The sequence below is a fragment of the Tepidibacter sp. Z1-5 genome, assembly GCF_037844525.1.
GTDB lineage: Bacteria > Bacillota > Clostridia > Peptostreptococcales > Peptostreptococcaceae > Tepidibacter_A.
The window spans coordinates 21,852-38,716 of sequence record NZ_JBBMMD010000010.1 but is presented as its reverse complement, the minus strand read 5'-3'; the positions used below and the strand labels follow the sequence as shown (position 1 = coordinate 38,716).

Here is a 16,865-nt window from a genome sequence, read left to right as displayed (position 1 = left end):
AAATAAGTCCCTGTTACACAGGGACTTAAAATCATTTTGATGTATCTAGTTCTTTTGCGAGTAATACAAGTACAGGTATTATAACATAAGCGATACTAGTTGCAGCTGCAACTACACCTGAATCATTGACTAAAAATCCTACTATACTTGCAACTATAATACTAGTCCATCCTTTAGTAAGGTATGGGTATCTATCACATACTTTTTTAAGTATTCCAACAGGCTTTTGAAATAGTACAACTACTATTAAAAGTCCTAGTATTAAAACCTTACTCCATATAGATACTCCTATCAGCTTCATATTCATCTCAATTTTTCTTGTTATTATCTGAAGGATTACCAAAGGTCCTCCAGATGCTATTTTCTTTATAGCCCCTGCTAAATGCGATTGACTTCCTATGAAGTAAATATCTATTATTGCCATAGTGGATACTACTCCAACCACAGCAACTCCTATAAATATTATCTTCTTCAGATCTATTTTTATATCATAAAGTGTCATTATTAAATATAAAAATGAAAATACTGCTGTTATAGTACCTCCTACATTAGCTCCCATTTTAGGATGTCCAAGTATTACTATTGATACAATAAGTATCAAAGATGCTACCTTTTTGTTTATTACTTTCTTTTGTAAAAAACCAACAACAGAGAATATTAAAGAACCTATTAAAACTCCCATATATTCATTTCCTATACCGTAGTATCTAGCTCCAATTATAGGATCGTATCCAAGTAATGAGTTTTTTATCATATTCTGTCCTGTAGCACCATCTATTAATACCCCAATTGCAACTAATGCACTAAGAAGTATAAGTTTACTTAAATCGTCTTTTACAAATTTATATACTACAAAATAAACAACTATTAATAATCCTATTATACAAGTTATTATAGATACTTTACTTGAATAATTAAGCAAAGGCGCTATCAACAATACAAACGGTATAGATATTGTAAATTTCAATATAGCACATAGCACTCTAAATGTATTTTTAGGTGTCTTATGTCTAAATAATATTGCAACTAGCATTATTATCCACATTATCATCTCAAATGCAGCATAAGTGTAAAGTACAGGTATTCTTATTTGCATATTAGATACTATTTTATCATAATCTTTTGATAAAAATTCCATATTATTATCACTCGGAATTTTTTGTATGGTTTTTCCAACTATAACATCTGACTTTATTCCAAAATAGTCGAATATATCCGCTGATATATCAAGATTTGATAAAACACCTTTTCTTCTAGTTGTACCCGATGTTAGTAATCCTTTTTCCTCTCCATCAAATATAACTATAGGAGATAGACTATATCCATCTATATAGTCTTGCTTTTCAGGATAAGCACTAATTATATATATTCTATCGTTTTTATTTGCACTTTCGAATACTTCTTTTAAATACCCACTTATATTAGAGTATATTTCTCTTTTCATTTTTTCATAAGAAGCTTCATTTAAATTTTCTTTATAAAGATCTAATCTATACGTATCTCCAAGTTCTACAATAAGTAGATCACTTTCATCATAATACTTTTGTGTTTCTTTTTTTAATTTATCATAGTCTGTTCTTATTCCAAATGGCATAGTTTGATCTTTAATATTTATATCATCTATATTTCCATTTTGTACCTGTCCATTTTGGTCCATTCCTATAAGACCTATCTCTCTATTTTTTTCTTCGTCTGTATCTGAATTTCCCAAAATAGCTAAATCGAGATTGTTATTATTGAACTCATATCCAATAGCTCCTAAAAATGCTCCATATTCTCCTTTTTCATTAGACGCATTAGTTTTATTAACATCTAAATTATTTATATGTCCAGGGTTTATTCCAGTTCTTCTTAGATATACTTCTTTATTATTTTCATTTAAAGTTTCAAAGTCTATATCTGACGGATTTATATAAACTCTAGTTCCAGCGCCTATACTTGCATAAGACCTTACATCAGAAGTTCCATTTGAACCCTTTATATTCATAAGTCCTACATATCCGTTTTCATTCATTTGATTATTTAGATATTCTATATTTTTCAAATCATTTATACTACTTCTGTTTATATTTATTAATATGACTTTTCCTTTTTCATTTGCAAAACTCATATCGGGTACAGAATTAATTAGTACAACTATTAGTAAAAATAATACTAACAACTTCTTTTTCAAATTCGTCTACCTACTTTCCTTGTAAATATTTTTTTAAAATTTCTTCTAATATCTCATCTCTTTCATATTTTTTAATTAAGCTTCTCGCATTATTATGACTAGTTATATATGTAGGGTCTCCAGACAGTAAATAACCTATTAATTGATTTATAGGGTTATATCCTTTTTCAACTAAAGCAGAATAAACACTCTCTATTATTTGATCAACGCTTAAGTGTTCCTCTTTTGGTGCTTCAAACTTCATAGTATAATCCATATTTTCCATAATTAACACCTCTTTTGTATATTTTATTAATTTAATTTCTTCATAAAATTCGCTTTATGCTATCTCATATCCCCAACGAGTCCTAACGGGCTCCGTTGCTCAAAAATAGTTGCAAGTACAGTTCTTTGATTAAAGATGTTCACCAATTGACAACTATATAATTTCCTCACTATTATATCCTATTATAACATAAAACAGGAGCATTATCTTGCTCCTGTTTTATTATTACTTGATTTGATTTTCTAACACTTCTTTTGCTTTAATTAAAGCCTCTGTTATTTTAGAAGAATCCTTACCTCCAGCTTGTGCCATGTCAGGTCTTCCTCCTCCATTTCCACCAGCTACCTTAGCAACCTCTCTTATTATATTACCAGAGTGCACTCCTCTTTGGACTACATCTTTAGTAGCAGTAACTATAAAATTAACCTTGTCTCCAGATTTATTGGCAATCACTACAACACCTGATTCAAATTTATCTTTTAAATTGTCTCCCATATTTCTTAGAGCATTCATATCCATATCTTCAAACTTTGCTGTTATTAAATTTACACCCTTGATTTCTTCTCTAATTATTGTATCTTCAACTGAAGCCATTGCTAATTTATTTTTTATAGTTTCTAATTCTTTATTAGATTCCTTAAGTTCTTCTACAATAGACTTAGCTTTGTTTATCATGTTATCTTCTTTAACCTTTAAAGTAGCACACACTTCATTTATAACAATTTCCTTTTTGTTTAAATATTCGTAAACACTCATTCCAGTTATAGCTTCAATTCTTCTAACTCCTGATGCTACTCCTGATTCTGAAATTATTTTAAACATTCCTATTTGAGAAGTATTAGTTAAATGAGTTCCTCCACAAAGCTCAACAGAGTATTCTCCCATATTAACAACTCTTACAACTTCTCCATATTTTTCTCCAAATAAAGCTGTAGCTCCCATATTCTTAGCATCAGCTATAGACATTTCAGTTGAATTAATATCTAATGAGTTCATAATTTGACTATTTACTATTAGTTCTATCTTTGAAAGTTCTTCACTTGAAATCGATTCAAAGTGAGTAAAATCAAATCTAAGTCTTTCATCAGTTACAAGCGATCCCGCTTGTTGTATATGATCTCCTAAAACTTCTTTTAATGCTTTATGAAGAATGTGAGTTGCAGAGTGATTTCTAGCACTATTCATCCTTATATTCTTTTCTACTAAAGCATATACATTATCGCCTAACTTCAAGCTTCCTGATTTTATTATAACATCATGATGTATTCTATTATTTATACCTTTTTTAGTATCTAATACATCACCTTCAAAGTTATCATTTGATAATATACCTTTATCCCCTGCTTGCCCTCCACTTTCTGCATAAAAAGGAGTTTTATCAAGTATTATAGTTACACGTTCACCATTATGAGCCTCATTTACTATTTCATTCCCTCTTACCATAGCCTTAACTACACAGTCGTGGTTAAGAGATGTATAACCTACAAATTCACTCTTTATCTCCTTATCAAGCTTTGAGAACACATCTTCTTTCCATCCTTCTGATTCTCCATTTTGTCTTGCATTTCTAGCTCTTTCTCTTTGCTTTTGCATTTCTTCAGCAAAAGACTTTTCATCAACTTCAAGATTTTCCTCTTCAAGTATTTCCTTAGTTAAATCTATTGGGAATCCATAAGTATCGTATAATTTAAATGCATTCTCTCCAGATAAAACTTTTTTATTGTTTTCTTTTAATTCATCTATATATAACTTTAATATTTCTATACCCTGATCTATAGTTTCTTCAAATCTTTCTTCTTCTATCTTAAGAACCTTTTTAACATAATCCTTTTTCTCAACAAGTTCTGGATAAGCCTCTCCACTTATATCTATAACCTTGTCCATTAATTCATATAAAAACGCTCCTTTTATACCAAGTAACTTACCATGTCTTGCTGCTCTTCTTAAAAGTCTTCTAAGAACGTATCCTCTCCCTTCATTAGAAGGTAATACTCCATCTGCTATTAAGAAAGAAGTAGCTCTTATATGATCAGTTATTATTCTTATAGATGTATCTATTTTATTGTCTTTTCCATACTCAACACTAGATAATTTCACTACCGAATCCAATATATATCTAATAGTGTCCACTTCAAATATATTATCTACATCCTGCATTATACAAGCTATTCTTTCAAGCCCCATACCTGTATCTATATTTGGATTTGGAAGTTCATTGTAATTTCCTTGTTCGTCTTTATCAAATTGTGTAAACACGTGATTCCAAAACTCTATATATCTATCGCAATCACATCCTGGTTTACATTCAGGATTATCACATCCATATTCTTCGCCTCTATCATAGTATAACTCTGAACAAGGTCCACAAGGTCCAGTTCCTATTTCCCAGAAGTTATCATCCTTTCCCAGTCTGACCATTCTCTCTTCTGGAAATCCCATTTCTTTACTCCATATATCATACGCATCATCATCATTTTCATATACAGATACCCATATATTATCTTGAGGAATTTCTAAATTTTTTGTTATAAACTCCCAACCCCAACTTATAGATTCTCTTTTAAAATAATCTCCAAAAGAAAAGTTACCTAACATTTCAAAGAAAGTACCATGTCTTGCTGTTTTACCTACATTTTCTATATCTCCAGTTCTTATACACTTTTGACAAGTAGCCATTCTTTTATTAGGTGGAACTTCTTTTCCCATAAAATACGGCTTAAGTGGAGCCATTCCAGCATTTATAAGAAGTAAACTTTTATCATTTTGTGGAACTAGTGGAAAACTTCCTTGTGCTAAATGACCTTTTGTTTCAAAAAAATCTAAAAATCTTTTTCTTATTTCATTTAATCCTAGTTTTTGCATTTATACTCCTCCTAAATTTTTAATTATAATTATGTACAAAATTCCCTTCTTACTACTTACATCGCTCAAAAAAATAAAATCCTCGCCTCTATGAAAGAACATAGGGGCGAGGATTGATTTCGCGGTACCACCCTACTTCAACTGCAAAACAGTCTCAGGATAAAGCCTTAGTTTTAACGGAGTCACATCCGACGTTTTCTACTTAATTATTTCAAAAGCGCTACTCCGAGACAGCTTCGATAAATCTATCTAGAAACCTTCCAGCCTAGGATTTCCTCTCTATAAGAATCAATCAATCTACTCATTCTCTTCACAGTATTTAAGTATGAAATTTTACATAATTAAATTTTATATTCAAAATCAAATTATGTCAATAATTAAAAGAAATTTCTATCCATTCTATTCATCACGTTATTTGCAACTTTAGCAACATTTCTTCCTGTTCTATACATTCTTCTTCTTTGTCCCATATTCATTCTAGATACCGCATACATAGAAGCTGCTGCTCCTATCATTCCACCTATAACCATAGGATTTGTCATCATGTTATTATTATTTTTCAATGATATTCACCCCTTTCTAAAACTATTTTTTACAAAGGGGCAAAATATATACTGAGTAAAATTTACATTTTTATATCCTTTTTTCTATTATAGCTCCACCTATTACAATATCTCCATCATACATAACTACAGATTGTCCTGGAGTTATAGCTCGTTGCTTTTCATCAAATACTATTCTTATTTTGTTTTTTTCCTCTTTATAAACTGTAGCAGGTGCTACTTTACCAGAATATCTAACTTTTGCTTGAACTCTAATAGGTTCATCTATCTCATCAAACGGTATAAAGTTTACGTCACTAGCTATTAATCCTTGACTAAATACATCCTCTGGATCTCCTAAAACTACTGCATTTTTCTTAGGCAATATATCAACTACGAACATAGGCTTTCCAAGAGCTATTCCAAGTCCTTTTCTTTGACCTATAGTATAGTGTATTATTCCCTTATGTTTTCCTAGGATATTTCCTTCTTTATCTATAAAATATCCTTCTTTTATTTTTTTATTCGTATGACTCTTTACATATCCTGCATAATCATTGTCTTCTACAAAACATATTTCCTGACTATCAGGCTTATTTGCAACTATAAGTCCAACTTCAGCTGCTATTTCTCTGATTTTATCCTTTGTGTAATATCCAAGAGGAAATAAAGTATGCTCAAGCTCATGCTGACTCATATTGTATAAAGCGTATGTTTGGTCTTTTGCCTCAGTTATAGATTTTTTTAGTAAATATCTATCAGATGATTCATCATATTCTATCTTAGCATAATGCCCAGTAGCTATATAATCACAATCTAATTGCTTAGCTTTTTCAAAAAATTCACCCGATTTAATATGTTTGTTACAAGCTATACAAGGATTAGGAGTTCTTCCTTTTATATACTCATCTACAAAATAATCTATTACTTTATCTTTAAAAGCTTGTTTAAAGTTCATAACATAAAAAGGAATCCCTATTTTATTTGCAACTCTTCTAGCATCTTCAACCGCGGATAGAGAACAACAACCCCCTTCTCTTTCCATTACTTCCTCGTCTTCATCTTGCCAAAGTTTCATCGTTACTCCGATAACGTCATACCCTTGTTCTTTTAATAAATACGCTGCAACAGAACTATCTACTCCACCACTCATACCTATCATTACTCTTTTTTTCAAAAAAACCACCTCTATCTATTCTTATGATTGATTTATTAGACTAAATTATTCGTATTTTTCTTATGATTGATTTATTAGACTAAATTATTCGTATTTTCGATTTTTTTTAAAATAATATATAAATACATTATATATTATTTTAAAAAAAATTAAACCCGAGAATTTTCCCGGGCAATTTTTTTATTCTTCTTCCTCTATATCATGATGATCATGATCATCATCTATCTCTATATCCTCAAGTCCATCTATATGAACATTGTGCTTATTAGAATAATCTATTATAGCTGACTTTATAGCTTGTTCTGCTAAAACTGAACAGTGCATCTTAACTGGAGGAAGTCCGTCTAAAGCTTCAGCAACGGCTTTATTTGTAAGAGTTAAAGCCTCTTGAAGGCTCTTTCCTATTACCATTTCTGTAGCCATACTTGATGTTGCTATTGCAGAACCACATCCAAATGTTTTAAACTTAACATCTTTTATAATGTTGTCCTCTACTTTTAAGTATATTTTCATTATATCTCCACACTTAGCGTTTCCAACTTCTCCTATACCATCTGCATTTTCTATTTCTCCAACATTTCTTGGGTTCATAAAATGGTCCATTACTTTTTCTGAGTACATTATTAGTTTCCTCCCTTAGCTACCTTTTCATATAATGGTGACATCTGTCTTAATCTATCTACTATTTTTGGAAGAGTTTCTAAAACGTAGTCTATATCTTCCTCTGTATTTTTATATCCTAATGATAATCTTAAAGATCCATGTGCTATTTCATGCTTAAGACCTATAGCCATTAATACATGAGATGGATCAAGCGATCCTGATGTACAAGCTGATCCACTAGATCCTGCTATTCCCATCATATCAAGGCTTAATAAAAGAGATTCACCTTCTATAAATTCAAAACAAAAGCTTGTATTTCCAGGTAATCTATGTTCTAAACTTCCATTAACTCTTGTATAAGGTATTTTTTCTAAAACACCGTTTATAAGTTTATCTCTTAAGTTAGTTAATTTATTTATATTTTCATCTAAATTAATTCTTGCTATTTCAGCAGCTTTACCAAAACCTACTATTCCAGCCATATTCTCAGTTCCAGCTCTTCTTCTTTTTTCTTGTGCTCCACCATGAATTATTGAATGTAGTTTTACACCTTTTCTTATATATAAAGCTCCTATTCCTTTTGGTCCATATATTTTATGAGCTGACATAGCCATTAAATCTACACCTAAATCTTTAACATCTATGTGTACATTTCCTAGAGCTTGAACTCCATCAGTATGGAATAATACTCCTCTTTCCTTAGCTATTTGTCCTATTTCTTTTATAGGCTCAATTGTTCCTATTTCATTATTAGCAAACATAACTGATATAAGTATAGTTTTATCTGTAATACTATTTTTAAGTTCTTCTAAATCTATTCTTCCTTCAGAATCAACATCAAGATAAGTTATTTCAAATCCATGATGTTTTTCTAAGTATTCACAAGTATGAAGTACAGCATGATGCTCTATTTTAGTAGTTATAATATGATTTCCTTTTTCTTTATTAGCAAATGCAACCCCTTTGATTGCCCAGTTATCTGATTCAGATCCACCAGCAGTAAAGTAAATTTCTGAAGATTCAGCATTTATAAGCTTAGCAACTTGATCTCTACCCTCATCTAAAGACCCCTTAACTTCTCTTCCGAAAGCATGTACACTAGATGCGTTTCCAAATAAATCATTATAGTACGGCAGCATAGCTTCAAGAACTTCTTTCTTCATAGGTGTTGTAGCTGCATAATCCATATAAACTCTTCTTTTTTCCATTTTTGCACCCTCCTCTGCTTCATTTCATCTTTATTTTTGTTTTTGTTTTCTGTGGTCATCTATCATATTTTGTAATGTAATCGAGTCTATAACACTGTCTACACTTTCTTTAATCTTTTCCCATACAACTTGAGTTACACAATGTCCCGACCTTTTACATTCTGTCTCTTTTTCAAGAACACAATCAGATGGAGCTATAGGACCATCTAATATTCTTATTATATTTCCTACAGTTATATCACTAGCTTCTCTAGCTAATAAATAACCTCCCTGTGCTCCTCTTATACTCTTTATAAGCCCAGCTTTTCTAAGCTTTGCAAATATTTGTTCTAAGTACTGTTCTGATAAATTTTGATTTTGTGCTATATGTTTAAGTGGAACTGGTCCATCATCTTGATTTAAAGCTAGTTCAAACATGGCCTTTAATCCATATCTTCCTTTAGTAGATAATTTCAATATATCACCTCTTTTAATTCCTAGTGTTTAACTATGAATTCTGACTTCAGTATATTATACCCAACCAATTTTGTCAACATTGATTTTTATAAATTTTTTAGGGAGATTTCTCCAAATTTTGCAGGTGCTTAATCCCCTTCATTTTGTGAGTTTAGTTCTTAGATTTTAAAATATATCTTCTAACGTTTTAGCTTTAATCATCTTATTAAAATTAGTATATCTAGGTGCTTGAGGTGCAAGTCTTGGATTGTCTTTAGGTAATTTAATATGTTTTATTTCCTTAGCACTATCTTTGAAATAAACAATATATTTATTTGTATTATCATACTTTTCTATCTTACTTATCTGTGCATAATGGGTTATAGCTGAGATTGGAGAAGTTTGATAAGCTGCTATATATTTCACTCTATTTATCATAGAGCTAGACATCCTAATTGAATACCAACAATCCTCTCCTAAAAATACTTCATTGAATCCATCTTCTCTAGCTGGAACAATTATTGTATCTAATTCTTCAACTGATAATTCATCTTTTATATCTAAATCTACTTTAATGTCACCTTGAAATGGTTCAAATTTATTAATGATTTCATCTTTATCATTAATAAAAGTTTGAAACTGTATAATATCTGTTTTCATTGTTAGTTGACTTAATACATTTTCTAATTCATCAGAGTTTTTGTCTATAACTACAATACATCCAACTTCTCTATCGAATACAATTTCTTCAATTAGATTATCTATATTTCTATATCCAGATTTTCGAATTACTTCTTCAACTAATTTTAGATCCTCTTCTTGTTTTTGTATTTCTTCTAATAAAATTTTTTTAATCTTTCTTCCACTTGCTTTATATGAAATTGCAAATTTTAATATTTGCTGTCCTATATGTCTATAAGGATCATGTACTGCTAATTCATTTTCTATAATATACAGTTTTGGTTGATTTATAAATGAAAAATCTAATAAATATCCATCTGGTATTGATAGTATCTTGTCTTGTCCTATTCTCTTTTTTATATCAATGTATATAGATTGATTTCCAAATATTTTTTTAGAGTTTTCAACTACATCTTCTTCAAATTCATTTTCATATTCGTATTCATAATAAACAAATTCTTTGTTATTAAATATTAGCTTCTCCATTTCTTCAACATCCCCTTTGATATTTATTATAATGCCATTATATAACAAAAACTAAATAACCTCATGAATAAAATATCCATGAGGTTTATATTATAATTTTTCTTTTAATATATCCTTTAATAATTCTAATGCACTTTCTTCACTTGGATCATTAGTTCCAAGCTCCCCTCTAAAAGCTTTTGCAAGTATTGATTTTTTTATAAGCTCTATTTGCTCTTCAAGCTGCGTTAATTCTTCTATTTTAGATTCTTCTTCTAGAAGTTTATCTAGTATTTTTAACATTTTCTTTTGCTCTTCAAATGGAGGTAGTGGTACTAAAACTTCTCTTAAAATTGCTAAATTAATATTCTTTTGTGCAGTAGCAGGTGCATAGTTCTCTAAATCACTTTTTATAACACTAAAATAATAGTTTGCATATTCTGAAATAGAAATGTCTTTGAATGGTGTAAAACCAACTACACTATCAGGAAAACAACAATCATAAGTTAAAATCGCTGTATCTCCAATATTAGCAGCTATAGTAATGCATACTGTTCCCTTAGGAAAAAGCTTACTTTGTTGTAATCCAAATTCACTTAATGTTTGCTTATGATATAATATCTTATCCTTTGATTGTGCTACATCTCCAGTCTGTATAAATGGATAAGGTCCTCCAAATAATCTTTCATCATTTCTAGGTCTATGCTTCGATTTTCCTCTTTCAAGAATACCTATTTCCCCTAACTTTACCCACTTCCACTTTTCTGGAAGTTCATAAGGTGGTTCTATATTTTCAATAACATTAGTTTTCTTTTTCTTACTACTTGATTCTTCTATTTTTTTAAGTAACTCCTCTGCACTTTCTACATCAGTATTTTCTTGTCTCCACTTTTTAGTTAATTCTCCTCTAAAAGCTTTTGCAAGTATTGATGATTTTCTATTCTCAAAATCGTCTCTAGCTTCTTCTATAAGGTGTTTTGATTTGTCTAGTTTTAAAAATAAAGATTCTATTTTTTTAACTATTCTCTTTTGCTCTGAAAGTGGAGGAATTGTAAACTCTACAGCTTTAATAACCGTTTGACTTATATTTTGTTGCGTTCCTCCTTTGCCTAAACTAATCAACTTACTTCTAATACTTAATAAATAATAAAATAAAAATTTATTATATGTTAAATCATATATCTCTTGAGTAAATGCTATTGCTTGATTTGTAGTACATTTAATTTTATTTATACCTAATTTGCCTATACTTCCGTACATTGCTACTAATACAGAATCAATATTTACTAATTTAGCACTACTATTTTTAAGCCCTAATTCAGTAATACGTTTATTTGACTTATATATATATTCATCATTTAAATCTCCTATAACTAACCATGGCATATCACCATCATAGTATTGAGAAATAGAAGATTTTGGAGTTCCACCAGAACCCCACTTCGCTATGTTTCCCAGCCTACTCCACAACCAATTGTCAGGCACTTTATAAGGAACCTCATCCTCTGGCACCACAGCTTCTTCTAGTAATTCCTCTAATGTCTTTTTCTTCTTAGCCATCTAGTTTCCTCCTTCTAAGCTTTTAAGCTCTTTTATAACACTTAAAAGAAGGTCTGTTGCTTCTTCTAGTTTTGCTACTGCTTCTTCTGCACTTTCTATAGGATCTGGTAAGTCTTCATAACTAGTTAAAGATTCATCCTTTATAAGTCCTAAGTCTAGTGTATCTCCTTTTTCTCTTATTTCATCTCTTTTAAATACGCTTAATCTTTCATCTTCTACTTTTGTTCTATCCTCAGCATTATATACTTTTATAAAATCTTCAAAGTGTTTTTCTGTAAGTGGATTTCTCTTACCAAAAGATTGCATATTAGTTCTTAGATCATAGAACCATACTTCTTTAGTATTGTCTTTTTCAGTAATACCTCTAGTGAAAAATAATACGTTAGTTTTTACTCCTTGAGCATAGAATATTCCTGTTGGAAGTCTAAGTATAGTATGAAGGTTACACTTATTCATTAAGTCTTCTCTTATCTTTTGTCCATCACCATCTTGGAATAACACGTTATCAGGAAGAACTACTGCCGCTCTTGCTTTTCCATCTTTCTTAAGTGATCTATAAATATGCTGAAGGAAGTTAAGTTGTTTATTTGATGAAAGATAAGTTAAGTCATCTCTAGTTGGTCTTTCTCCACCTTTTTTAGTTCCAAAAGGAGGGTTAGTCATAACTACATCATAACCTTTCATTTGTTTTCCAATATTAGATAATGAATCTCCTAAATATATATTTCCTTCTATATCATGAAGCATTGCATTCATAAGTGCTAGTCTATGAGTTTCATGTACTAGTTCACATCCTGAAAAAGCTTCTTTTATCTGAAATTCCTGCTCTTCTTCACTTAAATCAAATAAATCAGCAGTTTTTTCTTTTATATAATGGTCTGCTGCTATCATAAATCCAAAAGTTCCTGAAGCAGGGTCGTTGCATCTTTCTCCTGGTTTTGGATCTGTTAGCTGTACTATTACATTTATTAACGGTCTTGGTGTAAAGTACTGTCCTGCTCCTGATTTTTTCTCACCTGCATTTTTTTCTAAAAGTCCCTCGTATAAATTACCCAATCCTTCTTCTCTTGCACTATACCAATCTAGTGAATCTATAGACTTAATAATTTTCTCAAGATTTTTAGGTTCTTCTATATTAGTATTGGCATCTGCATATATTTGTTTTACTCTACCATTTCCTTTTTCTCCAAGGTCAAGAAGCAATCTTCTATAAAAACTTCTAAGCTCTGCTCCCTCTTTTTCTACAAGCTTATCCCATCTATATTCTTCCGGAATATTACCCTCAACGCTTGTTTCTTTTGCCATTTTTAAGAATAGTATATAGGTAAGTTCAGTTACATACTGGTGGTATGTAATTCCATCATCTCTTAGTACATTACATAAATTCCATAGTTTAGTTACTATTTCCTGATTATTCATTATTATGCTAGTCCCCTCTCATCATACAAGTTATCATTTATAACATCTATTACTTTTTCTAGTTTTCCTTCAAAATACTTATCAATTCTATCATATCCACCATTCTTTTTAAATGCTCCACTGTTAAAAGATTCTTTATCTATTATACATTCTTTTAGAAGCTGCTTTTCAATTTTATCTAGCCATTGTTTTTGAACCTTAGTCCAAGTTTGAAGATTTTTGACTTTCTTCATAGCTTTTTTTATTCTTTCTTCATGGTCAATTAATGCACTTCCTATTGCTTGTTGTCTAATAAAACTTATTATATCTGCTGTTATATCTTCATTAGTCATATTTTTATAAGCACTATTAAGCTGTGTTTCTGAAAAACCATGTTTGTTCAGCTCAAGTCTTAATGATTTTAAAGAATCTCTTGTAAGCTCTTTAGGTCTTTGGCAAACAATTTGAAGTGCTTGTATTTTATTTATATTATTATCGATAAAGTCTTTAAACTCAATCATATAATCTTCTGGTTTTTTTCCATCTCCATATCCTAGCGAATGTTCTTTTAATTCATCTTCATGGTATGAAACTATAGTTGGATCATCATATACCTTTCTAGGTTTATCCAAGAATTCAAATAAGTCTTTTTTACCTTTTAACTTATTTACAGAGTCTATTGTACTACTTGTTTTTAAATTACTAATAAATTCATCAATATCTAATCCATCAGCATAAGATATAAACATATCTATATCATCATTTTTTATATTTTTCTTCTTTCTTTGAAGTTTTGCTATTATTTGATCTATATGTGTTTTTTGTTTTTCCTCTGTCTCAAGCTTTAATAATTCATATAATAGTGTATTAAACTTTACAGTATTATTTGCCACAACTGGTTTCATATTGTTTACAGATTCTAAAGTTTCATAAAGTCTTACTGGATCATATATATTAAAATGAGTTTTTTCTATATCAGAACACAATCTTGTAGCTCTTCCAAGCATTTGCTCATATAATATTCTTGATTTTACTTTTCTTAGAAATACTAAGTTTGTAATAGAAGGTACATCAACTCCCGTAGTTAATAAATCTACTGTAACTGCAATAGTTGGATATAATTCATTTTTAAACTTTTTAATTGTTTCTAGTGGTTTATTAATAGAACCTGTAATTTTCATTACTGCATCATCTTCTATTTCTATTCCTCTTTTTTCATAAATTTCTTTTATAAGTCTAACTATCATATCTGCATGAATATCTGTAGCTGCAAATATTAGTGTTTTTTCTGGTCCATCTGGACAAATATCTTTTGTTATTTCTTCTAGAACTACTCTATTAAAACTCTCTGTTATAACTTTTTTATTGAACTTATCCACCTCTATATTAATATCATCTGTTAGCTCATCACTATTGACTATTTGATTGGTAAAAGGATCGTATATAGGGACAACATCTCCTTTTTTATATTTAATCCCTTCTGTATTTAGTGTTGTCTGTAAATGATGTGGAAGTTCATGGTCTACCAAATATCCATCTATAACAGCTTCTCTATATGAATATTCAAATATTGGTTTTCCAAAAATAGCACTTGTATGTAGTGCTGGAGTTGCTGTAATACCTATTTTTACAGAATCAAAATACTCTAAGACTTTTCTATATTTACTTATATAATCATTCTGGTTTCTAAATCTAAGCTCATCTTCTCCCATTTCTTTATCTAGTATGTATCCTCTATGAGCTTCATCTACTATTATACAATCATAATCATCAATATTAGGAATCATTTCTTCATCACTACTATACATTATTCTTTTTACCATACCTTGTACTGTTGTTATATGTAGTTTCGTTGACTGATCTGGATGTTTATGCTCCAATCCTTTCACATCATATATCTGAGTAAATGTAAGTAAATCTTCTATTACTGCTTCTTTGAACGTGTCTTCCGCTTGATTTCCAAGAGCTGATCTATCTACTAAAAACAGTATTCTTTTAAATCTTTTAGCTTTTATAAATCTATATATAAGACCTACTATGGTTCTTGTTTTTCCTGTACCAGTTGCCATAGATAGTAAAATATTCTTTTTATAATTTGAAATTGCATTTTCGACAGCTTTTATAGCCCTTACTTGATAATCTCGAAGTGAAAGTCCATTTTTATCTGTTAAGTAATCAAAAGATTCATTTTCTAAAGTTTGTTGTGCTTTTTCAATATCTCTCTCAATTAAATCCATAATTCCTTCAGGTGTATAGAATGATTGAAGAGCTCTTGAATGATTGGTACTCTTTCTTGTATCTAAAAACCATGTTCCAGATTTTTCTTCTAATTGTTTTAAATACGGTCTTCCATTTGTCGCAAATATAAATGGTACACAATAATCATTCCACGTATCTATAATATATTTAAAATGTTCTTTTTTTATATTTCTAGCATATTCTTTAGCTTGATTAATATCTGACGATATATCCTTACTTCCTTTTTTAGCTTCTATAATTCCTACAAACTTTTCACCAATAAATAAAGCATAATCTGCTCTTCCACCTTTAGTTGGCCATTCAGCTATAGCTAAATTTTTATTTTTTTCAGGTCTTGTCCCATTAGCATATCTTAAGTTCTTTGTATCAACTTCCCAACCACAGTTTCTAAGCTGCATATCTATTATTTGTCTAGTTTCATCTTCACTAAGTTGAATTAAAGATGCTGATTTCAATGATTTTTCTTGTCTTTCTTCTACTGTTATTTTCTTTTCATTTGTTCTAAGTTTTTTTAGTTCCTCTTCTAAAATCAACAACTTTTCTTCATAATCCTTAAGTATCTCATTATTTTCTGATAATATATATGTACTTTCATCTGGCATAATAAACTTATCTGGTTCAAAATCCCAGTCACCATAAGTTTGCATAAACCATACCCCTAATTTAAAAGTTAGACTTGTATTAGTTTTAGCATCTTCTACATTGCTATAATTTTTATGCGCTGCTTTATTTCTATTTATTCTAAGTACATATAGTATTTGATCTATTTCATAAGGTAATAAGTCATTATTTTTTAATATTTTTATTTTTGTAATTTGTTTATTATCTTGGGGACTATCTAAATCATCATACGCAAACATATAATCAACTATATGTTCTCCAATCATCCCTAATTTAATCAATGTAGTGTTTGAATCATTGTATATATTCTTTTCTGCAAGTTTTCCTAAATCGCTAAGAACTGGCCATTTAGATTCTAAAAAAGTAAAGTTGCTTTTAACCAAGCCTATCCCTCCAAATACATATCTATTTTTGCATATAATTATATTATTTTCCAATATATTCTTATACTAGTATATCATAGATGGACTTTACAAATTTAAAATTTAAGAGCTACAATAAAAAATAAAGGGTGTCAAAATGTTAGCAAATGATTTAAATGTTTTTGTAGAAAACTTGAATTACATCGTTTGAATATCCGTTAAGAAAGTTCGTTGTCTGACCCTTAGGGAGTTTA

General features: G+C 29.8%; 12 protein-coding genes and 1 other annotated feature. All 12 genes read right to left on the bottom strand.

What is annotated here, in order from left to right; translation table 11 throughout:
* Positions 1–31 precede the first annotated feature (31 nt).
* The 12 genes from WJW32_RS02540 to hsdR all read right to left on the bottom strand — a co-directional run bounded on the left by WJW32_RS02540 (position 32) and on the right by hsdR (position 16,632).
* On the bottom strand, positions 32–2,173 hold the full coding sequence (locus tag WJW32_RS02540) for a hypothetical protein (protein WP_340254506.1): 2,142 nt from the start codon (positions 2,171–2,173) through the stop codon (positions 32–34).
* 10 nt (positions 2,174–2,183) lie between these two features.
* Positions 2,184–2,441, bottom strand: a complete 258-nt coding sequence (locus WJW32_RS02535; protein ID WP_340254581.1) for an IreB family regulatory phosphoprotein — start codon at positions 2,439–2,441, stop codon at positions 2,184–2,186.
* Positions 2,442–2,663: 222 nt separating this feature from the next.
* A complete protein-coding gene (gene alaS, locus WJW32_RS02530; RefSeq protein ID WP_340254503.1) occupies positions 2,664–5,300 on the bottom strand; it encodes an alanine--tRNA ligase in 2,637 nt (878 codons plus the stop codon).
* Positions 5,301–5,399: 99 nt separating this feature from the next.
* Positions 5,400–5,623, bottom strand: a binding site (T-box leader).
* 54 nt (positions 5,624–5,677) lie between these two features.
* Positions 5,678–5,863: a hypothetical protein gene (locus tag WJW32_RS02525; RefSeq protein ID WP_340254501.1), complete on the bottom strand. Its 186-nt coding sequence runs from the start codon at positions 5,861–5,863 to the stop codon at positions 5,678–5,680.
* A gap of 70 nt (positions 5,864–5,933) precedes the next feature.
* Complete coding sequence (mnmA, locus tag WJW32_RS02520) at positions 5,934–7,019, bottom strand: tRNA 2-thiouridine(34) synthase MnmA (RefSeq protein WP_340254498.1); 1,086 nt, start codon at positions 7,017–7,019, stop codon at positions 5,934–5,936.
* Between the two features lie 180 nt (positions 7,020–7,199).
* The gene (gene nifU, locus WJW32_RS02515; protein WP_445330195.1) at positions 7,200–7,643 is read right to left on the bottom strand and encodes a Fe-S cluster assembly scaffold protein NifU; all 444 of its coding nucleotides are present in this window, start codon (positions 7,641–7,643) and stop codon (positions 7,200–7,202) included.
* Positions 7,643–8,830: a cysteine desulfurase NifS gene (gene nifS, locus WJW32_RS02510; RefSeq protein ID WP_340254492.1), complete on the bottom strand. Its 1,188-nt coding sequence runs from the start codon at positions 8,828–8,830 to the stop codon at positions 7,643–7,645. Before nifS ends, nifU begins: the two co-directional genes overlap by 1 nt.
* Positions 8,831–8,860: 30 nt before the next feature.
* Positions 8,861–9,286, bottom strand: a complete 426-nt coding sequence (locus WJW32_RS02505; protein WP_340254489.1) for an RrF2 family transcriptional regulator — start codon at positions 9,284–9,286, stop codon at positions 8,861–8,863.
* Between the two features lie 165 nt (positions 9,287–9,451).
* Positions 9,452–10,432, bottom strand: coding sequence for a hypothetical protein (locus WJW32_RS02500; protein ID WP_340254486.1), 981 nt, complete (start codon positions 10,430–10,432; stop codon positions 9,452–9,454).
* Positions 10,433–10,522: 90 nt separating this feature from the next.
* Positions 10,523–11,971: a restriction endonuclease subunit S gene (locus WJW32_RS02495; RefSeq protein ID WP_340254483.1), complete on the bottom strand. Its 1,449-nt coding sequence runs from the start codon at positions 11,969–11,971 to the stop codon at positions 10,523–10,525.
* Complete coding sequence (locus WJW32_RS02490; protein WP_340254480.1) at positions 11,972–13,390, bottom strand: class I SAM-dependent DNA methyltransferase; 1,419 nt, start codon at positions 13,388–13,390, stop codon at positions 11,972–11,974.
* 2 nt (positions 13,391–13,392) lie between these two features.
* Positions 13,393–16,632, bottom strand: a complete 3,240-nt coding sequence (gene hsdR, locus WJW32_RS02485) for a type I restriction-modification system endonuclease (protein ID WP_340254477.1) — start codon at positions 16,630–16,632, stop codon at positions 13,393–13,395.
* Positions 16,633–16,865: the final 233 nt, after the last annotated feature.

What these genes read in the sequence shown, in the direction of transcription:
- alaS (WP_340254503.1), bottom strand. Translation starts at nt 5,300, where the DNA reads ATGCAAAAACTAGGATTAAATGAAATAAGAAAAAGATTTTTAGATTTT.
- nifS (WP_340254492.1), bottom strand. Translation starts at nt 8,830, where the DNA reads ATGGAAAAAAGAAGAGTTTATATGGATTATGCAGCTACAACACCTATG.
- WJW32_RS02500 (WP_340254486.1), bottom strand. Translation starts at nt 10,432, where the DNA reads ATGGAGAAGCTAATATTTAATAACAAAGAATTTGTTTATTATGAATAC.
- WJW32_RS02495 (WP_340254483.1), bottom strand. Translation starts at nt 11,971, where the DNA reads ATGGCTAAGAAGAAAAAGACATTAGAGGAATTACTAGAAGAAGCTGTG.
- WJW32_RS02490 (WP_340254480.1), bottom strand. Translation starts at nt 13,390, where the DNA reads ATGAATAATCAGGAAATAGTAACTAAACTATGGAATTTATGTAATGTA.